This is a genomic window from Pseudarthrobacter sulfonivorans (assembly GCF_001484605.1).
GTDB classification, from domain to species: Bacteria; Actinomycetota; Actinomycetes; order Actinomycetales; family Micrococcaceae; genus Arthrobacter; species Arthrobacter sulfonivorans_A.
On sequence record NZ_CP013747.1, the window covers coordinates 2,089,880 to 2,108,559 of the forward strand.

At 65.7% G+C, this 18,680-nt stretch carries 19 protein-coding genes; 9 read left to right on the forward strand and 10 right to left on the reverse strand.

Annotated features, from left to right (window positions below; translation table 11 throughout):
* Positions 1-68 precede the first annotated feature (68 nt).
* Genes mmsA through AU252_RS09330 form a run of 3 tightly spaced genes read left to right on the forward strand, consistent with a single transcriptional unit; the run spans position 69 to position 3,160 of the window.
* Positions 69-1,598: a multiple monosaccharide ABC transporter ATP-binding protein gene (gene mmsA / locus AU252_RS09320; protein ID WP_058930469.1), complete on the forward strand. Its 1,530-nt coding sequence runs from the start codon at positions 69-71 to the stop codon at positions 1,596-1,598.
* A gap of 4 nt (positions 1,599-1,602) precedes the next feature.
* Complete coding sequence (gene mmsB, locus AU252_RS09325; protein WP_058930470.1) at positions 1,603-2,913, forward strand: multiple monosaccharide ABC transporter permease; 1,311 nt, start codon at positions 1,603-1,605, stop codon at positions 2,911-2,913.
* 37 nt (positions 2,914-2,950) lie between these two features.
* Positions 2,951-3,160, forward strand: a complete 210-nt coding sequence (locus tag AU252_RS09330) for a hypothetical protein (RefSeq protein ID WP_056347896.1) — start codon at positions 2,951-2,953, stop codon at positions 3,158-3,160.
* A 198-nt stretch (positions 3,161-3,358) separates the two neighbouring features.
* Here the strand turns inward: AU252_RS09330 and AU252_RS09335 are convergent, their stop codons facing one another.
* The 3 genes from AU252_RS09335 to AU252_RS09345 all read right to left on the reverse strand — a co-directional run bounded on the left by AU252_RS09335 (position 3,359) and on the right by AU252_RS09345 (position 6,028).
* Positions 3,359-4,126, reverse strand: coding sequence for a glucosamine-6-phosphate deaminase (locus AU252_RS09335; protein WP_058930471.1), 768 nt, complete (start codon positions 4,124-4,126; stop codon positions 3,359-3,361).
* 72 nt (positions 4,127-4,198) lie between these two features.
* Complete coding sequence (locus AU252_RS09340; protein WP_058932858.1) at positions 4,199-4,924, reverse strand: FadR/GntR family transcriptional regulator; 726 nt, start codon at positions 4,922-4,924, stop codon at positions 4,199-4,201.
* A 156-nt stretch (positions 4,925-5,080) separates the two neighbouring features.
* A complete protein-coding gene (locus AU252_RS09345) occupies positions 5,081-6,028 on the reverse strand; it encodes an alpha/beta hydrolase (protein ID WP_430929475.1) in 948 nt (315 codons plus the stop codon).
* A 67-nt stretch (positions 6,029-6,095) separates the two neighbouring features.
* Here AU252_RS09345 and AU252_RS09350 point away from each other — a divergent pair, with 67 nt between their 5' ends.
* From AU252_RS09350 to AU252_RS09375, 6 genes are all read left to right on the forward strand, one after another.
* The gene (locus tag AU252_RS09350; RefSeq protein WP_058930472.1) at positions 6,096-7,082 is read left to right on the forward strand and encodes a GDSL-type esterase/lipase family protein; all 987 of its coding nucleotides are present in this window, start codon (positions 6,096-6,098) and stop codon (positions 7,080-7,082) included.
* Positions 7,083-7,286: 204 nt separating this feature from the next.
* Positions 7,287-8,018 carry a GAF and ANTAR domain-containing protein gene (locus tag AU252_RS09355; RefSeq protein WP_058930473.1) on the forward strand — a complete coding sequence of 244 codons (732 nt, stop codon included), beginning with the start codon at positions 7,287-7,289 and terminating at the stop codon, positions 8,016-8,018.
* Positions 8,015-8,287 carry a hypothetical protein gene (locus AU252_RS09360; protein WP_240484361.1) on the forward strand — a complete coding sequence of 91 codons (273 nt, stop codon included), beginning with the start codon at positions 8,015-8,017 and terminating at the stop codon, positions 8,285-8,287. Before AU252_RS09355 ends, AU252_RS09360 begins: the two co-directional genes overlap by 4 nt.
* The gene (locus tag AU252_RS09365; RefSeq protein ID WP_058930475.1) at positions 8,271-9,053 is read left to right on the forward strand and encodes a GAF and ANTAR domain-containing protein; all 783 of its coding nucleotides are present in this window, start codon (positions 8,271-8,273) and stop codon (positions 9,051-9,053) included. The genes AU252_RS09360 and AU252_RS09365 overlap by 17 nt, the downstream gene beginning before the upstream one ends.
* A gap of 217 nt (positions 9,054-9,270) precedes the next feature.
* Complete coding sequence (locus AU252_RS09370; RefSeq protein WP_240484362.1) at positions 9,271-9,936, forward strand: GAF and ANTAR domain-containing protein; 666 nt, start codon at positions 9,271-9,273, stop codon at positions 9,934-9,936.
* A gap of 36 nt (positions 9,937-9,972) precedes the next feature.
* Positions 9,973-10,242, forward strand: coding sequence for a PhzF family phenazine biosynthesis protein (locus tag AU252_RS09375; protein ID WP_083510330.1), 270 nt, complete (start codon positions 9,973-9,975; stop codon positions 10,240-10,242).
* Positions 10,243-10,253: 11 nt separating this feature from the next.
* On the opposite strand, the gene AU252_RS09380 is transcribed toward AU252_RS09375, so the two are convergent.
* From AU252_RS09380 to AU252_RS09410, 7 genes are all read right to left on the reverse strand, one after another.
* Entirely contained in the window at positions 10,254-11,975 is a 1,722-nt protein-coding gene (locus AU252_RS09380) for an alkaline phosphatase D family protein (RefSeq protein ID WP_058930477.1), read from the reverse strand.
* A gap of 81 nt (positions 11,976-12,056) precedes the next feature.
* The gene (locus AU252_RS24780; RefSeq protein ID WP_256370770.1) at positions 12,057-12,188 is read right to left on the reverse strand and encodes a hypothetical protein; all 132 of its coding nucleotides are present in this window, start codon (positions 12,186-12,188) and stop codon (positions 12,057-12,059) included.
* 105 nt (positions 12,189-12,293) lie between these two features.
* Positions 12,294-13,208: a pyridoxal 5'-phosphate synthase lyase subunit PdxS gene (pdxS, locus tag AU252_RS09390; RefSeq protein WP_058930479.1), complete on the reverse strand. Its 915-nt coding sequence runs from the start codon at positions 13,206-13,208 to the stop codon at positions 12,294-12,296.
* 103 nt (positions 13,209-13,311) lie between these two features.
* The gene (locus AU252_RS09395; protein WP_058930480.1) at positions 13,312-14,685 is read right to left on the reverse strand and encodes an L-serine ammonia-lyase; all 1,374 of its coding nucleotides are present in this window, start codon (positions 14,683-14,685) and stop codon (positions 13,312-13,314) included.
* Positions 14,686-15,321, reverse strand: a complete 636-nt coding sequence (locus tag AU252_RS09400; RefSeq protein ID WP_058930481.1) for a sarcosine oxidase subunit gamma — start codon at positions 15,319-15,321, stop codon at positions 14,686-14,688.
* Positions 15,314-18,256, reverse strand: coding sequence for a sarcosine oxidase subunit alpha family protein (locus AU252_RS09405; RefSeq protein WP_058930482.1), 2,943 nt, complete (start codon positions 18,254-18,256; stop codon positions 15,314-15,316). Before AU252_RS09405 ends, AU252_RS09400 begins: the two co-directional genes overlap by 8 nt.
* The gene (locus AU252_RS09410) at positions 18,253-18,672 is read right to left on the reverse strand and encodes a sarcosine oxidase subunit delta (protein WP_058930483.1); all 420 of its coding nucleotides are present in this window, start codon (positions 18,670-18,672) and stop codon (positions 18,253-18,255) included. Before AU252_RS09410 ends, AU252_RS09405 begins: the two co-directional genes overlap by 4 nt.
* Between the last annotated feature and the right edge of the window lie 8 nt (positions 18,673-18,680).

Here is an 18,680-nt window from a genome sequence, read left to right on the forward strand (position 1 = left end):
ACCCCTTCCCGTAGACCCCTGCAGCCGCAGGCCGGTCCAGTTTTCCAACCAGTCAGTGGGAATTGACGATGAACACACCCATTCTTCAAATGCGAGGAATCACCAAAACCTTTCCGGGCGTGAAGGCCCTGCAGGATGTCACCCTTGACGTGAACCGTGGCGAGGTCCACGCCATTTGCGGAGAGAACGGGGCGGGCAAGTCCACCCTGATGAAAGTCCTGTCCGGGGTCTACCCGCACAACTCCTTCGACGGGGACATCCTTTTCGAAAACGAGCCCTGTAACTTCTCCAGCATCAACGACAGCGAGAAACGCGGCATCGTCATCATCCACCAGGAGCTCGCCCTGAGCCCCTACCTCTCGATCGCCGAAAACATCTACCTCGGAAACGAGCAGGCCAAGAACGGCTGGGTGGACTGGCGGAAGACCAACCTGGAGGCCGCCAAGCTGCTGGCCAGGGTGGGCCTGAGCGAAAACCCCATCACACCGGTCCAGCACATCAGCGTGGGCAAGCAGCAGTTGGTGGAAATCGCCAAGGCGCTCTCGAAGGAAGTCAAGCTCCTCATCCTGGACGAGCCCACCGCTGCGCTCAACGACGAGGACTCCGGCCACCTCCTGGACCTGATCCTGCATCTGAAGGGCCAGGGCATCACCAGCATCATCATCAGCCACAAACTCAACGAAATCCGCAGAGTCGCAGACGCCGTCACCATCATCCGCGACGGCAAAACCATCGAGACGCTCCGGCTCGATGAAGGCCAGATCACGCAGGAACGGATTATCCGCGGCATGGTGGGCCGGGACCTGGAAAGCCTCTACCCGGACCGGGACCCGAAGATCGGGGAGGAAGTCCTGCGGATCGAGGACTGGTCCGTCAGGCACCCCCAGGACCACACACGCATGGTGGTGCACAACGCCAGCCTCAACGTCCGCAAGGGCGAAGTGGTGGGCCTCGCAGGCCTGATGGGAGCGGGCCGGACCGAGCTGGCCATGAGCGTTTTCGGACGCACTTACGGCACGGCGGTGTCCGGGAAGGTGTACAAGTACGGCAAGGAAATCAACACCTCCACGGTGTCTCAGGCGATCGGGCACGGGATCGCGTATGCCACCGAAGACCGGAAGCACTACGGCCTGAACCTCATTGAGGATATCCAGCGGAACATCTCCATGGCCGCGCTCCGCAAGCTGGTCAAGGGCGGCTGGGTGGACAAGAACCGGGAAACGGTGGTGGCCAACGGCTACCGCACGAGCATGAACATCAAGGCGCCCTCAGTTGCTGCCATCACCGGCAAACTGTCCGGCGGAAACCAGCAGAAGGTGGTGCTAAGCAAGTGGATGTTCTCGGACCCGGACGTGCTGATCCTCGATGAGCCCACCCGCGGGATCGACGTCGGCGCCAAATTCGAGATCTACACGATCATCGCCAGGCTCGCGGCGGAGGGAAAAGCTGTCATTGTCATCTCCTCGGAACTGCCCGAACTCCTCGGCATCTGCGACAGGATCTACACCCTGTCGGCCGGCCATATCACCGGCGAGGTGCCCATCGCCGAAGCATCCCAGGAAACCCTCATGCACTACATGACCAAAGAGAAGGAATAGGACCATGTCCGCCCTACGAGAATCCCTCGGCTTCCTGACAAGCCGCCTCCGGCAGGTTGGCATCTTCGTTGCCCTGATCCTGATCGTCCTGCTGTTCCAGATACTGACCAACGGCATCCTGCTGGAGCCCCAGAACGTCACCAACCTGGTGGTCCAGAACAGCTACATCCTCATCCTCGCCATCGGCATGGTGATGGTGATTATTGCCGGCCACATCGACCTCTCGGTGGGATCGATCGCCGGGTTCATCGGTGCCGTCGCCGGCGTCATGATGGTCCACTGGGGATGGGCCTGGTGGCTGGCCATCCCCGCCTGCCTCCTGGTGGGAGCGCTCGTCGGCGCCTGGCAGGGATACTGGATCGCCTATGTCGGCATCCCGGCGTTCATCGTCACGCTGGCAGGCATGCTGATCTTCCGCGGCCTCACCCTGATCACCCTGAAGAACCAGCAGATCACCCCGTTCCCGGCCGAACTCCGCGCCCTCGGCGGCGGCTTCCTCCCGGACATCTCCGGGGGAACATCGGTGCTGGAATGGCTGACCGTCATCCTGGGCGTGGGTGCCACTGTTGCACTGCTCATCCAGGCACTCAAGGAACGCCGCATCCGCAAGAAGTTCGACCTCGAAAACGAACCCATGGCCTGGTTCGCCACCAAGACCACGTTCGTCGCCCTGCTCATGCTGATCATCACGTTCCTCCTCGCCAGCTACCGGGGCACGCCGATCGTCCTGATAGTGCTGGCCGTCCTGGTCATCGTGTACACGGCGCTCATGAACAACAGCGTCTTTGGCCGCCACACCTACGCGATCGGCGGAAACCTGCATGCCGCGGAGCTGTCCGGCGTCAAGACCAAAGCCGTCACCTTCCGGCTCTTCGTCAACATGGGCGTACTGGCGGCCCTGGCAGGGCTGGTGTTCACGGCGAGGCTCAACTCGGCACAGCCAGCCGGCGGCACCGGCTTCGAACTCGACTCCATCGCCGCTGCATTCATCGGCGGCGCGGCCGTCCAGGGCGGCATCGGCACGGTGGCCGGCGCCATGATCGGTGGCCTGATCATGGGCGTGCTGAACAACGGCATGTCCATCCTGGGCCTCGGCACTGACTATCAGCAGCTCATCAAGGGCCTGGTCCTCCTGCTGGCGGTCGGCTTCGATATCTTCAACAAAAACCGCAGCGGTGGCGGCGGCAGCACCATCGGGAAGCGTTTCAAGCTCAGGACCTCCCCGCCGGCCACTTCGGAATCCCAGGCACCCGCAGGGACGACGGACCAAGCCAAGGACCGCCCGGTCCCCGTTTCCGCAGTCAAGCCTGAATAACCAAGAACCCTGCCCCAACTATTAACAAGGAACCGATATGTCTACCCCCATAGACCGCATTGAAATAGATGTCGCCAGCCGGCACCTTCTGGACGAAGAGCTTGATGCTGCCGTCCGGCGCCTTCAGGAAGTCGCCCTCCTCACAGGCACGCACGGCATCCTGGTGACCCGCGTCGCGCCGGGCCGCTACACCGCAACCCTGTCAGACCAGGTTCCTTTCGGGATGACCCGCGAACAGGTTTCCTGAGGGCTGCCGGAACCGTGGACGAGGCAACCGAAGACTGGGATCAGCTCATTTGGCAGCTGGGTGGAACTGCGCTCTGGGGGAGCGTTGTCCGTACCGGCGAAGTTGAGGCCGTTGCAGGGGACTCGTCCCGCTGACCCTACTCGGCACACTCCTGAGTCATCAGATTCGCAATAGGAACGCTAGGGCAACCAACAAGCCCTAGACGCTCGCGGCCGCCCCGGACACGCGCACGGCGACCTGCCCGCTCCCCTGCGCCAGCTGCGAGGCTGCGGCTTCGTCAGCCACCACCGTCACGTGCGGGTGCAGCTGCAGGACCGACCCCGGGCAGTCAGCGGTGACGGGCCCGTTGAGGGCGGCGGCCAGGATGCCGGCCTTGTCCGCGCCGTTGACCACCAGCAGGAGGTGGCGGGCTTCCAAGATGGTGCCCAGACCCTGCGTGATGCAGCGGAGCGGCACTTCTTCCGGGGTGCTGAAGTAGCGGGCGTTCGCCTCGCGGGTGCGTTCCGTGAGGACTTCCACGCGGGTCCGGGAGTCCAGGGCGGAGCCGGGCTCGTTGAAGGCCAGGTGGCCGTTGTGGCCGATGCCGAGGATCTGCACGTCGACGCCGCCAACGCCGGCAATGGCGGCGTCGTAGTCAGCGGCTGCGGCCTCGGGGTCCGCGGCGCTTCCGTCCGGCACGGCAACGTTGGCAGGATCCAGATGCAGCCGCCCAGTCACTTCGCGCCGGACAACTTCGGCGTAGCTTTCGGGATGTCCGGCGGGCAGGCCCACGTACTCGTCGAGGGCGAAGGCACGGACGGAGGACATGTCGAGCCGGTGGTTGGCGAGCGCCGCGTAGATGGGCAGCGGCGATCCGCCCGTGGCCACGCCCAGGACGGCGTCGGGCTTGCTGCGAATGACGGCAGCGAGGATCCCGGCGGCTACGGAACCGGTGGCTGAGGCGGTAGGCACAACGAAAATTTCCACAACAAGGGCACTCTCTACGAAAAGGGCAGGGCTAAGTCCGCCCGGGGCGCGGGCGGACTAGGGGAATACGGGCTAGGCGGCCGCGACGTCCTTGAGTTTCAGGCGGATGCCGTCAAAGTGGCGCTGCAGGCGTTCGGACGCAAGTGCCTTGTCCTTGTTGGACACGGCCTCGAAGATGTCCCAGTGGTCCTGCGTCTGCTGCTCGAGGTTGACCGGACCGGTACCGATGGCCAGGTGGATCTTGCGGTAAACCTGCCAGAACACATCCATGAGGTTGATGAGCAGCTCATTGTTCAGGGGGGCGTACAGGCGGCGGTGGAATTCGGCGTCGTGCTCATGCAGCGGCTCCCCCTTCTTGGCCGCGTCCTCCATGGCTTCCATGGTGGAGCGCAGGTCAGCCACGTGCTCGTCGGTGAGCAGGTCAATGGCCGGTCCGATCAGCCCGGACTCAAGGGCCTGGCGCACATCGATGAGCTCCATGGCTTCCTCGCCCTTGTGGCGGAGGGACAGCCGGCCGCGGAACGTCAGGCCGGACACCAGGGCGCTGAAGTTGTTGGGTGCAACGAACATGCCAAAGCCATGCCGGATCTCGATGACGCCCAGTGCCTGCAGTACTTTCAGGGACTCGCGGACGGTGTTGCGGCCCACGCCGAGCTCGGCGGAGAGCTCACTTTCGGTGGGCAGCGCGTCACCGACGTCAAGGCCGCGGTCCAGAATGAGGTCCATGATCCGCGTCTGCAGGGCATGCGAACGGAGCTGCGCACTGAAACGGGCGGGCGATACTTCTTGCGATGCGATGGCCACGTGGGTCTCCTCCTTGCCGCGCTTAGGGGTCGCGACTTGTCCTACATCTCAAGGGTACAGGAGATGGGACGTCCAATGTCTAGATATTGCGAACGTATTTTTGAGCAGTTCCAACCCTGAGGGACCGAATCTAACCCAGGAGCGCCGAATCTAACGCAAAAGGGACCGAACAAGCTCGCGGCACGCCCGGTAACCAGGCGTTTTGGGGTCGATCAGGGCGTAATGGTCCCCGGGAACCCTCACCAGCCGGGTCTCCATGTTTGCTGTGGTTCCGGCGTTCACATAGGACGCGGACTGGCCCAAGGGAACCGTGGTGTCCTCCGATCCATGGACAGCGATCACCGGCACGGCCAGCGGAAGGACGGTCATGGGGTCGGCGTATTTGTAGCGGTGCGGATATTTCGACGACGACCCGCCCAGGAGGTTGCTCACCGCACCGTTGCTGAGGTTCAGCTTCTCCGCCTCGGCCAAGTTGAGCAGGCCAGACTGGCTGACCACTCCGGTGAGGTGCACCGCGGAGGCATCTGAGGTGCGGGGCACCTGGCGGTCAGCATCCGGCATTCCCAGCTGGGCAAGCTTGCCCCGGCCGGCAGCCCAGGCGGCCAGATGCCCGCCGGCTGAATGGCCCAGCGCCACCACCGGACCCAGGTTCAGGGCATGCTTTGCCGCGAGGTCACCCAGCTTGTCGATACCGGCCAGCACGTCAATGAAGGTGTTTGGCCAGCCGCCGCCGTTTCCGGCCCGGCGGTATTCAAGGTTCCAGGCGGCCATGCCATGGGCGGCCAGGTCCTTGGCGATGGGCTCCCCCAGCTCTGCGCCGTACTGCGAGCGCCAGTAGCCGCCATGGATCACCACCACCACGCCGCGGTGCTCGGCGCCGGGCGGCAGCTCCGGCAGGAAAAGCTCGCCCCACTGGCTGGCGTCCTCGCCGTACTGGTACTTGTGCCGCTTCACTGCATCCCCCTTGGCACCGCCACCGGCGGTACCGTCCCGCTCGGCGCCGGGCGAACACGCGGCGCCGAGATTTCCAACGGCCGCCGCGGCAGCCGCACCAACCAGCGTGCGAAAGACAAACGTCCGACGCCGCAGATCAGCCATGTGCCGAGCCTACAGCGTGGTGCCTCCGGGCAAAGTCGCCGAGCAGGAAACCGGTAGATTTGTGCCCGTGAATTCCATCAACGCGCACTGGACCGGGGCCTTTCGGGTCATCACGGACACCGAAGGCTGGCAACACTTCCGGCGGCTGGATCCGGCCCTGCTAATGTCCCCGGCCACCGACGGGCTCGAGAACCGGGCCACCATGGGCGCCGGTATCCGGGCAAGCTGGACGGCGTCGTCAGGAACGCTGGTCCTGGAAGCGGAAGGCACAGCCGACAGCTCGCCGTTTGACGTGCTGGTGGATGGGAAGCTCGCCCACCGGGTCACCGCAGCCGGCAGGGTGAGTTACGAGCTCGCCTTGGGACCCCTCAAGCCCGGGACGTCGGTCCAGCTATGGCTCCCCCAGTTTGGAACGGTCAGGATCCGGGAAGCATCACTGAATGGAGGGGGCGTCCAGCCGGTGACGGAGTCCGGCAAACGCTGGCTGACGTACGGCAGCTCGCTGACGCATTGCCAGCAGGCGGACGGCCCGTCGGAAACCTGGCCTGCCCTGGTGGCGAACCGGTACGGCTGGCAGCTCACCTCACTTGGATTCGCTGGCGAGTGCCAGCTGGATCCGGCTGCGGAGTCAACGCTGCAGCAACTGCCGGCCGATTTCATCTCGCTCTGCCTGGGCATCAACTCCTACAACGCAGCCGTTTTCTCCGAACGCAGTTACGCAAGCCAGGTCCTGGGATTCCTGGCGAACATCCGCAAAGCCCATCCCCACGCGCCAATTGCCGTCATCACCCCCATGGTGTCGCTGCCCCGGGAGGAGCTGCCCAACGCCGTCGGGATGACCTTGAGGGACTACCGGGACGCAACAGCCGCCGTCGTGCGTGTCCTGCGGGAACGCGGCGACCACGGGTTCCACTGCGTGGACGGCGCCGCCGTCTTCACTCCCGGCGAAGCCGCCGAACTGATGCCGGATACGCTCCACCCCGACAATACGGGCTACCGGCTGATGGCTGCACGGCTGGGTCCGCAGCTCGCCGCCGTGGCGGACGCGCACTGAATACATTGGCTCCGGGGCCACTCCCGGCTGCTAATACGCCACCGGGACCACCGGCGGCTGCCCTGGAAGGGCGTAGTGTCGGTAGTAGGAGATTTCGGGGTGGCATATATAGGTCCGGGGTTGAATATACGGGCCGCGCGCGAAGAGAGCGCACAGCCGCCAGCCGGGTCGTGTGACCCCGGCGATGTTTGGAATTGAGGCCGCATGGCCGAGAATGACGCCCTGCCGACGGCGGAGCAATTACAGGACCTGCTTCTTGAGAGTCCGGGTTTCACCGAATTCCTCCTGGGACTGACCGCGATCTCCGCGTCCTTGCTAGGCGGGGACACGCCCCTGCTCTGTGCCATCACGGTGGAACGGGAGACCGGGCCAGCGACGGTAGCCAGCAGCACGGAGACGGCCCGGAGCCTGGACGAACGCCAGTACGCATTCGACGACGGCCCCTGCCTGACGGCGCTGCGGGAGCAGCGCACAGTCCTCATCCGTGATCTTCAGGCTGACGAGAGTTGGGCCTGGTATGCCGCCGCGGTCGCAGACGAAGGCATCCGGACAATCCTGGCCGTCCCCATCCCCACAGACAACGGGTCCCGCTCCGCCCTGAACTGCTACTCAACCCAGCTGAATACGTTTGCCCCGGACACGGTGACCGCCATTGAGGAGCACGCTGCATCGCTTTCCCGGATTCTGCGGCTGGCAATCCGTGTGCACCCTTCGGACCCCTACCCGGAGCATTTGAGGTCGGCGCTGCGGTCCCGGGCCGTTGTGGACTCGGCCGTTGCCCTGATCATGGTGCAGAACCGCTGCAGCCATGAAACCGCCGTCAAGCTCCTGCACCTTGCTTCCCGCAGCAGCAACCGCCGGCTGCATGACATCGCCGAGGACATCCTGTACCACGCCTCGGATATCCCCGTCATCACCGGAGGCGGAGAGAAATGATGGACGACGGCGGACTGGGCACCCCCCAGCCTGCCTTCGGCGCGGACCAGCGCAAGTTTGCGGCCGCCCAGTTCCAGAGCGGGAACATCAGCCTCCCGGGGCTATGGACCTACTATTACGGGATCGGCGGAAACGTCGATCAGCTCGGGGTGGACGCCTATCTGCACGAGCTGGTGGAGTTGGCCCCACTGCAGATGGATCTCATCCAGGCCGCCATCAAGGAGATCACGGCGGACGGACAGGGAAGTGCACATGTCCCAGGACTTTGATATCCGAGAACCCGAATCCGGCAACGTTGGACGCGCCGGCGCCCACCTGCACGAGTTTGTGCTCCACCTGCAGGACCTCGTCCTGGCAAGCTCCGACGTCCGTGAATTCCTGACGGACACCGCCGCGATTTTTGCCACCCAGCTGTCGCAGCCAGGGAACCACTTGTCCTGCGGGATCACGGTAGTCCGGCAGAAGCGGCCGGTCGCTGCTGCCAGCAGTGACATGCGTGCGTGGAACCTGGACGAACTGCAAAACAGCATCGGCCATGGACCCTGCCTGACAGCCCTTCGGACAGAGTCGATGGTCCACGTCCCGGATCTGGACGCCGATGCCCGTTGGCCGAAATACAACGAGGCTGCCCGCCAGATGGGCATCGGCTCCATCCTGGCAGTACCAATGCATCTGCAGGCTCCTGCCCAGGCGGTGATTAACCTCTACTCCCCCAACACGGACGGCTTCCCGCATCACGGGATTGATGCGGCTGTTGGCCTGGCGGGCATCGCCGCCAAGGCGCTGGACCTTGCCCTGAACATCGCACAGTTGCGCGACGCGCGTGACGACCTCGCCGCCGCCCTGAAATCCCGCACTGTCATTGACACGGCCATTGGGGCCATCATGGCGCAGAACCGGTGCAACCGCGATGCGGCATTCCAGATATTGGTCAAGGCCTCCAGCTACCGCAATATCAAGCTAAAGGAGGTGGCCGCCGGCATCATTTCCGGAATTGGCGGCGAACGGGAATTACCCACCACCTACGATGAATAGCCAAACAGCCTGAATCCGTGCAGGTCCGGGCCCGCAGCCCACCACGCACGCTAGGCTTTACCTGAAGTGCTGAACGGTCACAAACAGGCTCATCCGGCCCGCCGGAGGCCGGTCACGCAGAATGGCCGGAGGCAGAAACCATGATCAAGAAGTATCCCCTGGATGAACTATCCACTGCCTTGGGCAGGATCATGGGGCTGCTCCTCACGGAAGAAAAGTGGACCACGCCGTCCAGCACCTCTCCCGCGCCGTTAGGGATTCCATCCCGGGGACTGTTGGGGCAGGTGTCTCAATCCTTGATCCCCATGCCCGCCCGGTCAGTTCCGGGTCTACCGACAGCATCGTTGAACGCGCCGACGCCCTTCAGTATGAACTGGTCCAGGGGCCCTGCCTGACAGCCTGGACCACCCAACAGAGCATCCTCATCCATGAGGTTGCAACTGAAGCCCGCTGGCCAAACTGGAGCGCCGCCGTCGTTGACATGCCAATCCGCTCAGTGATCAGCACCCCGCTGATCGCCGACGGGCAGGCCATAGGTGCAATGAAGATTTACGCGGCCTCCCCCGGCGCCTTCGAAGATGCCACCGCCGCCCTCATGGAGCTTTTTGCCTCCCCCGCGGCCACTCTTCTGTCGCATATCCAGACTGCCGAAACTCCGGAACGCATCAGTGCGAGCCTGCAATCGGCTCTCTACAGCAGGGACCTGATTAACCGGGCCTGCGGAATACTCATGGAGCGCCACACCATCACCGAGGACGCCGCCCTGCAGCAGCTGATGCGGCAGACCCGCGCGACGCGCAGCACGCTTAGGGAAGTCAGTGCCATTGTCTTGGCAGGCGTGGCCTCCGATCCGTGCAGAGACAGTGGTGATGGGCTTCGATAGCAGCGAACCGGAGCAACGCCGCAGGCTCCAAGCAGCATTGGCACGGCGGAGGGTTACGGAACCGGCCACGACTTCGTCTCCCGGTTCTTCGGTGCCCGGGCCGGCATTGCCGAGGACCCGGTGACCGGCTCGGCGCACTCCCAGCTGGCACCGCTCTGGGCCGGCAGGCTGGGCAGCACGGTCCTATCCGCCCGCCAGCTTTCGGCACGCGGCGGGACCGTGCTCTGCCGTGTGGAAGGGGAGCGCACCCTGCTCTCCGGCACGTGCGTGCGGTACCTCGAAGGTATTGTGCACCTGGCCGGCTAGGTCCTGGCCAGCTAGGTTCGTTCCGCGCGCCGGCGGGTGAGCCTGTCCAAACCCCGCCCGACACGTGGGCTCCCGCGTTCCTCCCGGGACGCCACAATAACGGATGCCACAGTCTCGAGCCGTGGGTGAAGTTCGTCGCCGTCTTCCACCACGCCTGTCTGCCACCACAGCTTCAGCCCCTCCGGGACCACCTCGAGGCTGGCCAGGTTGTTGTTGAACCAGGGTCCCTCGACGCGCTTCCAGCGGAACGGCGGGTCCGGCACCCGCGCCGAGCGGGCCACCATGGCACCTACCGGTGAAGCCAGGCCGTAGGCCATGACGGCCCCGAAGTACCTCATCAGCCGGGGAAGGGGGTTGCGGATCGGGGAACAGACTGCCTGGATGATCCGGCTGCCGGAGGAGCGTTCCACCTCCGCGACGTAGGAGAAATGGACGTCCCCGGACAGGAAGGTCACTGTCTCAGGTGACGGGCCACGCTTGCCATCGGCGACCGCGGCCGCCATGGCAGCCACGTCCTGGAAGCTTTTTTGGAAGGCGGCCCAGTGTTCCAGGTCAACCGCCTGGCGCAGCTTCTCGCCGGCCCGGGCGGGACGCTTCCCCCACGCACCTTCGGACACGGCCTCATTCCACGACTCGACGTGGTGCAGGCCCATCGGCAGCAGGAAAGGAAGTGACGTTGCCACCAGCAGGTGGCGGAATCCGCCGCGCATGCGGCCGTCAAGCCATGCCATTTCGTCGTCGTCAAGCAGGGCGCGGGCTTCCGGGTCCAGATTCCTGGCGGCGCGGGAGTCCACCACGATCAGCCTGGTATCCCCGAAATCCCGGCAGAAGCTCCACCGGTAGGATTCCGGGTCCCGGTCCGCGCGTTCCGCGAAACTGTCGAGTTCCGCGCTGACGTCGAGTTCGGCCCCGCCCTGGTGCCCGGCGATCCGCTGCCAGATGGCATCGTCATGCCGCTCCTGCGGGGACAGGTTGCCCAGATGCTGGTAAACCCAGTAGGAGGCAAGCCCCGAGACAATCCGCCCGTGCCACCACGTGGTGGCTTCCATCTCCCTTTTCCAGCTCAGCGAGGCGTTCCAGTCGTCGCGGATGTCGTGGTCGTCGAAGATCATCGCGCTGGGCAGGGTGGACAGCAGCCACCTGTTCGCCGGGTCGGACCAGGCGAGATTGTAGAGGTGGGCATATTCTTCGTAGTCTTTGAGCTCCTCGCCGGGCGGTTCGTCGATGTCGCGGCGGGCGCGGATGAATTGCTGCATCTGTTCGCTGGTCAGGTCGGCGTAGACCTGGTCTCCGAGGAAGGCCACCAGGTCCGGCCACGGCAGGTCACCGCCTGAGGCCATCGCCAGGGCGTAGGCGCGGAGCGAGTCGACGCCGTGCGTCCGGTTGCCGGACTCGTCGTGCGGGACGCTGGTGCGGCAGGAGCCATAGGCCAGGCGCAGCGGCTTTCCGGGCTTCAGGGTCGCGATCACCGGCGGCGGAAACCCGGTGGCCGAATCCGGCCAGACGTGTTCGCCGTCGATTTCAAGGGTGTACGGCAGCACCGTTCCGGGCTCCAGTCCGTCCGCCTCCACCAGTGCGTAATGGTGGCCGTGCACGGCGAAAGTACGCGCCGCCCAGTCCCTGCCGCCGGCCCGGACGGTGACGCGGGAATCGCTCCGGGTCTCCACCCAGATGCTCGCCGAGGTCTCATCCACATACCGCATCATGGGACCAAGCACCAGGGAAGTCGTCATCACTCAGTTGTACCCGTTCCGGCCCGCGGCAACCATGGGTACGGCCAAGAGCCGAGGAAACAACTCCCAAGGCACTGCGGCCTAGGCCCGGACCTGAAATCCACTCCGCTTGTCGAAAAGCCGTCGCCTGTCGTTTCCGGCTGCGGCAATCCAGAGCACGGAGTCGTCTGCTGAGGCCTGGTCAACAACGCCCGTCACAATGTATTCGTCCATGCACCAGACCTCAACCGTATGGCCCGTGAGGCGTGCCCAGTCTGTGCGCAACCCACGTCCGCTGGCAGCCTTTTCTAGTTGGTTTCCCGTCACAGCCGCCCCTTTTTACCAACCGCGCTCGGCGAGGCGGTGGGGCTGCGGGATCTCGTCCACGTTGATGCCAACCATGGCTTCGCCGAGTCCGCGCGAGACCTGGGCGATGACGTCTGGATCGTCGTAATAGGCAGTAGCCCTGACGACGGCGGCGGCACGCTGGGCCGGATTGCCGGCCTTGAAGATGCCGGAACCGACAAACACCCCGTCGGCGCCGAGCTGCATCATCATGGCGGCGTCTGCAGGGGTGGCGATGCCGCCGGCGGTGAACAGCACCACGGGGAGCTTGCCGGTGGTTGCGATTTCCTTGACCAGTTCGTACGGGGCCTGCAGTTCCTTGGCCGCGACGTAGAGCTCGTCTTCGGGCAGCGCGGCCAGCTTGGCGATCTCGGCGCGGATCTGGCGCATGTGCCCGGTGGCGTTGGAGACGTCGCCGGTGCCGGCTTCACCCTTGGAACGGATCATGGCCGCGCCCTCGTTGATGCGGCGCAGGGCCTCACCAAGGTTGGTGGCGCCACAGACGAAGGGAACGGTGAAGTTCCACTTGTCGATGTGGTGGACGTAGTCCGCGGGGGTCAGGACCTCGGACTCGTCAATGTAGTCCACGCCGAGGGACTGCAGGACCTGGGCCTCTACGAAGTGGCCGATCCGGGCCTTGGCCATGACCGGGACGGAGACGGCGTCGATGATCTGGTCGATCATGTCCGGATCGGACATGCGCGACACGCCGCCCTGGGCACGGATATCGGCCGGAACACGTTCCAGCGCCATGACTGCAACGGCACCGGCGTCTTCGGCGATGCGGGCCTGTTCAACGTTGACGACGTCCATGATGACGCCGCCCTTGAGCATCTCGGCCATGCCGCGCTTGACGCGGCTGCTGCCCGTGACAGCGATATGTTCGTAGGGGAGTCGTTTTAGGGTCACTTCTTGCTCCAAGGGGACGGGGCGCCTGCGAAGCCAGGCATTCGAGTTAAGGGACTGGCCCCGGGTGTATGTGCACACCCGGGGCTACACGTACTTCACCGAGTCAGCATTCGATGACGTTTACCGCGAGGCCGCCCCGGGACGTCTCCTTATATTTGCTTTTCATGTCGGCGCCGGTTTCCCGCATGGTCTTGATCGCTTTGTCCAGGGATACTTTGTGGCTGCCGTCCCCGTGGAGGGACAGTCGCGCGGCGTTGATGGCTTTGACACTGGCGATGGCGTTGCGTTCGATGCAGGGGATCTGCACCAGGCCGCCCACAGGGTCGCAGGTCAGGCCGAGGTTGTGTTCGATCCCTACTTCGGCGGCGTTCTCCACCTGCTCGGGCGTTCCGCCGAGGACCTCGCACAGGCCGGCGGCCGCCATGGAGCAGGCCGAGCCCACCTCGCCCTGGCACCCCACCTCCGCTCCGGAGATGGAGGCGTTGATCTTGAACAGAATTCCCACGGCGGCCGCAGCCAGCAGGAAACGGACCACACCGTCGTCGTTGGCGCCGGGCACGAACTTCACGTAGTAGTGCAGCACCGCGGGGACGATGCCGGCCGCGCCGTTCGTGGGTGCGGTGACGATCCGGCCGCCAGCGGCATTTTCCTCGTTGACGGCCAGAGCGAACAGGTTCACCCACTCCATCGCCCGGAGCGGGTCGGTCACTCCGGTGTCTGCCGTCAGGGTCTGGAATAACGACGGCGCCCGTCGCCTGACGTTAAGGCCGCCTGGAAGAATCCCTTCCGCGGCGCAGCCGTTGTCCACGCATTCGCGCATGACTGCCCAGAGTGCCAGCAGTTTTTCCCGGAGTTCCGCTTCGCTGCGCCATGTGAGTTCGTTGGCGAGCATAACGTCGGAGATGGACATGCCCTCGCGCTTGCAGATCTCCAGGAGTTCGTCGGCGGTGGTGAAGGGGTACGGGAGGACGGTGGAGTCCGCCACCACCCTGTCTTCGGCGCCGGCATCGCCGTCCACTACAAAGCCGCCGCCGATCGAGTAGAAACTCCGTTCGCTCAGCACCGCCCCGGCGTGGTCCAGGGCGCGGAAGGTCATGCCGTTGGGGTGGGCCGGGAGGGACTTGCGCCGGTGCAGCACCACGTCCTCGTCCCAGTTGAAGTCCACCCGGTGGTGGCCACCGACCAGGAGTTCGGCGTCGAGGGCCGCGGCAGCCACTTGGTCGTCCGCCGTGGCGGTGTCCACGGTTTCCGGGTCCAGTCCTTTGAAGCCCAGGACCACGGCCTTGTCCGAGCCGTGGCCCCGCCCGGTGGCACCCAGCGAACCGAACAGCTCAGCCTGCACGCGCCTGGTGGCGCTCAGGTGGCCGTCGCCCTTGAGTCCGTCGGCGAATAGCTTCGCCGCCCGCATCGGGCCCACTGTGTGTGACGACGAGGGCCCGATGCCAACGGAAAACAGGTCCAGGACGCTGAGTGCCATTTAGGGGACCTCTGGCGAGGCGTACTCGCGCATTGAATCGAGGAGCCACCGGCCCAGGAAGTCCGCGAAGGAGGCGCGGGGGAAAAGCCGGAAGCTTTCCTCCCCGGTCTTCTGCAGGACCACCGGGATGTTGCCCACCTCGGTGTTCAGGGCGGTTCCCGGGGTGAAGCTGCGCGGGTGCAGGTCAAGGGCGCAGCCTTTTTCCAGGACGGCCCGGGCGCGGGGGCCGGACAGTTCAAACGTGGTGCGGTTGGCGGACAGGTCCACCACCTGGCCGGGGGCGTCGCCCAGCGCTTCGGTGAGGGAACCGATGAGGTCGCCGCCCAGGGAGTCGTGGGCCTCTTCAGGTGCAACCACCAGGAACTCCGCCGGTCCCAGCCAGAGGACGCTGACGCCGTCAGCGCCGCCCACGTCGCCGCAGCGTGCCGGCAGGCCGCCGGTGGCCGCAGCGATCCGTGCACCCTCTTCAGACCTGGGGTCTACGCGGATTCCTGCCATGGTCTGGAAGGGGCCCTCGGCCAGGACAACCTTGCCCCGGATGGAGCCTGCCACCAGTGCCGGGGCCAGGTGGGAAGCGGGGCTGCGGCGGATGTCCCGGAGTCCATTGATGCCTTCGAGTGCTGCTGAATTAGCCATCTTTGCGGGTCCCTTCGGGGTCAAAAAGTACGGTTTCTGCGACAACAACATCAACTAGCTGGTCGCCGGCTGCGGCCAGCAACGTCTCGCCGATGCGGTTGCGGCCATTCTTGATCAGTGCCAGCCCAAACGAGCGGCCCAGGGCGGCGCTGTGGTAGCTCGAGGTCACGAAGCCCTGCATGGGGACCGGGCCGTAGGCGGGGCTGGTAGTGATGCCCTTTTCCACGAGCTGGGTGCCTTCCGGCAGCCGGATGGTGCCGTCCACGGGCAGCACGCTGACCAGGTGCTTGCGGTCCTCGCGCCGGGCGTCGGCCCGGGCGTAGGAGCGCTTGCCGATGAAGTCCTTGGCCTTGGACACCACCCATTCCATGCCCGCATCCTGCGGGGTGACGGTGCCGTCGGTGTCCTGCCCGACGATCGGGTAGCCCTTTTCGGCGCGAAGCACGTGCATGGTTTCGGTGCCGTACGGGGTGATGTTGAATTCAGCCCCGGCAGCCGCCACGGCTTCCCAGGTGTTCAGCCCGTACCAGGACGGCACGTTGATCTCGTAGGCCAGTTCGCCGGAGAAGGAGATCCGGCAGACCCGGGCCCGCACGCCTGAGGCGAGGGTGGTTTCGCGGAAGGTCATGAACGGGAAGGCTTCGGCTTCCAGCCCGCCGTCCTTGGCGAGTTCGGGGGCCACCTTTGCCAGGATCGCGCGGGATTTGGGCCCGACGACGGCAATGGTGCTCCACTGTTCGGTCACCGAGGTGCAGTGCACGTCGAGTTCGGGCCATTCGGTCTGCAGCCATTCCTCCAGCCAGTCCAGCACCTTCGCGGCGCCGCCGGTGGTGGTGGTCATGAAGTACCGGTCCTCGTCCAGGCGCAGGGTCACACCGTCGTCGAAGATCATGCCGTCCGCCAGGCACATTACGCCGTAGCGGGCGGAACCCGGGGCGAGCTTCTTGAACGCGTTTGTGTAGATCCGGTTGAGGAATTCACCGGCGTCCTTGCCGCGGATTTCGATCTTGCCGAGGGTGGTGGCGTCCATGAACCCGGCGGATTCGCGGACTGCAGCGCATTCGCGCAGCACGGCTGCGTCCATGTCTTCCCCGGCCTGCGGGTAGTACCAGGGGCGCTTCCACTGCCCTACGTCCTCGAACAGTGCGCCCTGGGCAACGTGCCACGGGTTGATCGACGTGACGCGGGCGGGGTCGAACAGCTCGCCGCGCTGGCGTCCGGCCAGTGCTGCGAACGCCACTGGAGTGAACGGTGCGCGGTACGTGGTGGTGCCGATGTCGCCGATGCCGCGGGACGCTTCGCCCGCGGTCCGGAGCGCGGCGGCGATGACGCCGATCGCGTTGACGCCGGAGGTCTTGCCCTGGTCGTTGGCGGTGCTGATGGAGGTGTACCGCTTGATGTGCTCCACGGACCGCATGCCGGCACCGGTGGACCGCAGCACGTCAGCCACTGACTGGTCGCGCTGGAAGTCCACGAAGTGGTGGTGCCAGCCATCCGGGGTGCCGGCCTGGCCAGGTACCAGCCAGAGCTGGCGGGTGGGGGCGGACGCCTTCGGCTCGCCGAGGACTGCTGGCTTGGTTTCTGAAGTGAACCCTGCGGCGATGGCCGCGGCGGCGCCGGCGGAAATGCCCTCGGCAAGCACGTCGGCGAGTTCGAAGCTGCCGCGGCCGGCACCGATGGTCTGCTGGTTCGGAACTACGGTGCTTGGCACGAAAGCGGCCAGTTCATCGTCCCAGCGCAGCTTGCCCTGCCGCTGGGAGTGGAGGTGCACCAGCGGGCTCCAGCCGCCGGAGACTGCCAGCAGGTCGCAGGCGATCTCTTCGACGCCGGAGGTGAGCTCGCCGTCGTCGTTGATGCTGCGGACGGTGACGGCGAACAGCCGGCCGTCGTCGCCGGCTGCCGTGTTGGCCACGGCGCTGCCGATCAGAACCCGGGTGCCGGCTTCGACGGCGGCGGCTGCCACCTGGGTGAGGGCGGGGCGGGCGTCGACGACGGCTGCCAACTTGACGCCGGCGGCCCGCAGGTCCGCGGCGAGGGCGTAGGCGCTGTCGTTGGTGGTGCTGATGACAACGCGCTGGCCGGCGGCGACGGCGTAACGGTTAAGGTAGCTGCGGGCGGCGGAGGCCAGCATGATGCCGGGGCGGTCGTTGTTCTCGAAGACCAGGGGACGCTCGTGGGCGCCAGGGGCCAGCACCACCTGATTAGCACGCACGTGCCAAATCCGCTGCCGGGAGACGCCCGGCGCTGCCGGGCTGGACAGGTGGTCGGTGCGGTTCTGGACCGCGATGACGTAGTTGGCGTCGTAGGCGCCGAAGGCCGTGGTGCGGTTCAGGACTGTGCTTTCGGCCCCGGAAACCAGTTCGGCTTCCACGTCCGCCACCCACTCCAGGGCCGGCTTGCCCTCGATGGTCTCGGCGAGGCCGGGGGCCGTAGACCCGGACAGGAGGGAGCCGCCCAGTTCGGGCTGGTCGTCCATCAGCATCACCCGGGCGCCGGTGCGGACCGCTTCACGGGCCGCGACCAGGCCGGCAGGGCCACCGCCGATGATCAGGACGTCGGTGTGGACGTACTTCTTGTCGTATTCGGCCCGGTCTTCCTCGGGGTCAAGGCGGCCCAGGCCGTGAAGCAGTTCGGCCTTCAGGCCGTCCACCAGGGTGACGGTGGTGGCGGGAAGCATGGACTCGGCCACGTGGCCCGGGAACCGGGCTTCAACGCGAACCAGTGCGTTGGATTCCTCCACGCCGGCGGACATGATGCCCCGGGGGCGGTCCTCGTACAGCGAGTTGCCGGCGGCGATCCGGCCGTTGGCGAGCAGTGCCGAAGCGAGTGTGTCGCCGGGGTGGCCGGTGAATTCCTCGCCGTCCACGGTGAATCGCCAGGAAATGGTGCGGTCGATGCGTCCGCCGGCGGCGAGGCGGGCGTTCTGGGAAGTCACTTGGTTGCTCCTTCCGGGGCGGTGGTGCTGGCGCGTGAGGTGCTGGCGGCGATGCTTGTTGCGGCGGTGCTCGGCGCAGCGGTCCCGGTGGTGGTGCTGTCCGGGGCGAGGCTGGCAGTGCCGGACTCACGTGCCGGGGCGGCTGCGTCAGGCCGGGGCTCGCCCATGGGGTAGATCGCCTGGATCTCGTAGGTGACCGTGTCGCGGAGCATGTTGAACCACTGGCGGCAGCCGGTGCTGTGGAGCCAGCGTTCGGCGAAGGCGCCCTTGGTGTTGTCCCGGTAGAACAGGAACTCGGCCCATTCGCGGTCGTTCAGTTCGTTAGGGTTTTCCGGATAGGCCACGTGGGCCTGGCCGCCGTAGTGGAACTCGGTCTCGTCGCGGGAGCCGCAGTTGGGGCATGAAATGAGGAGCATGTCCGGAC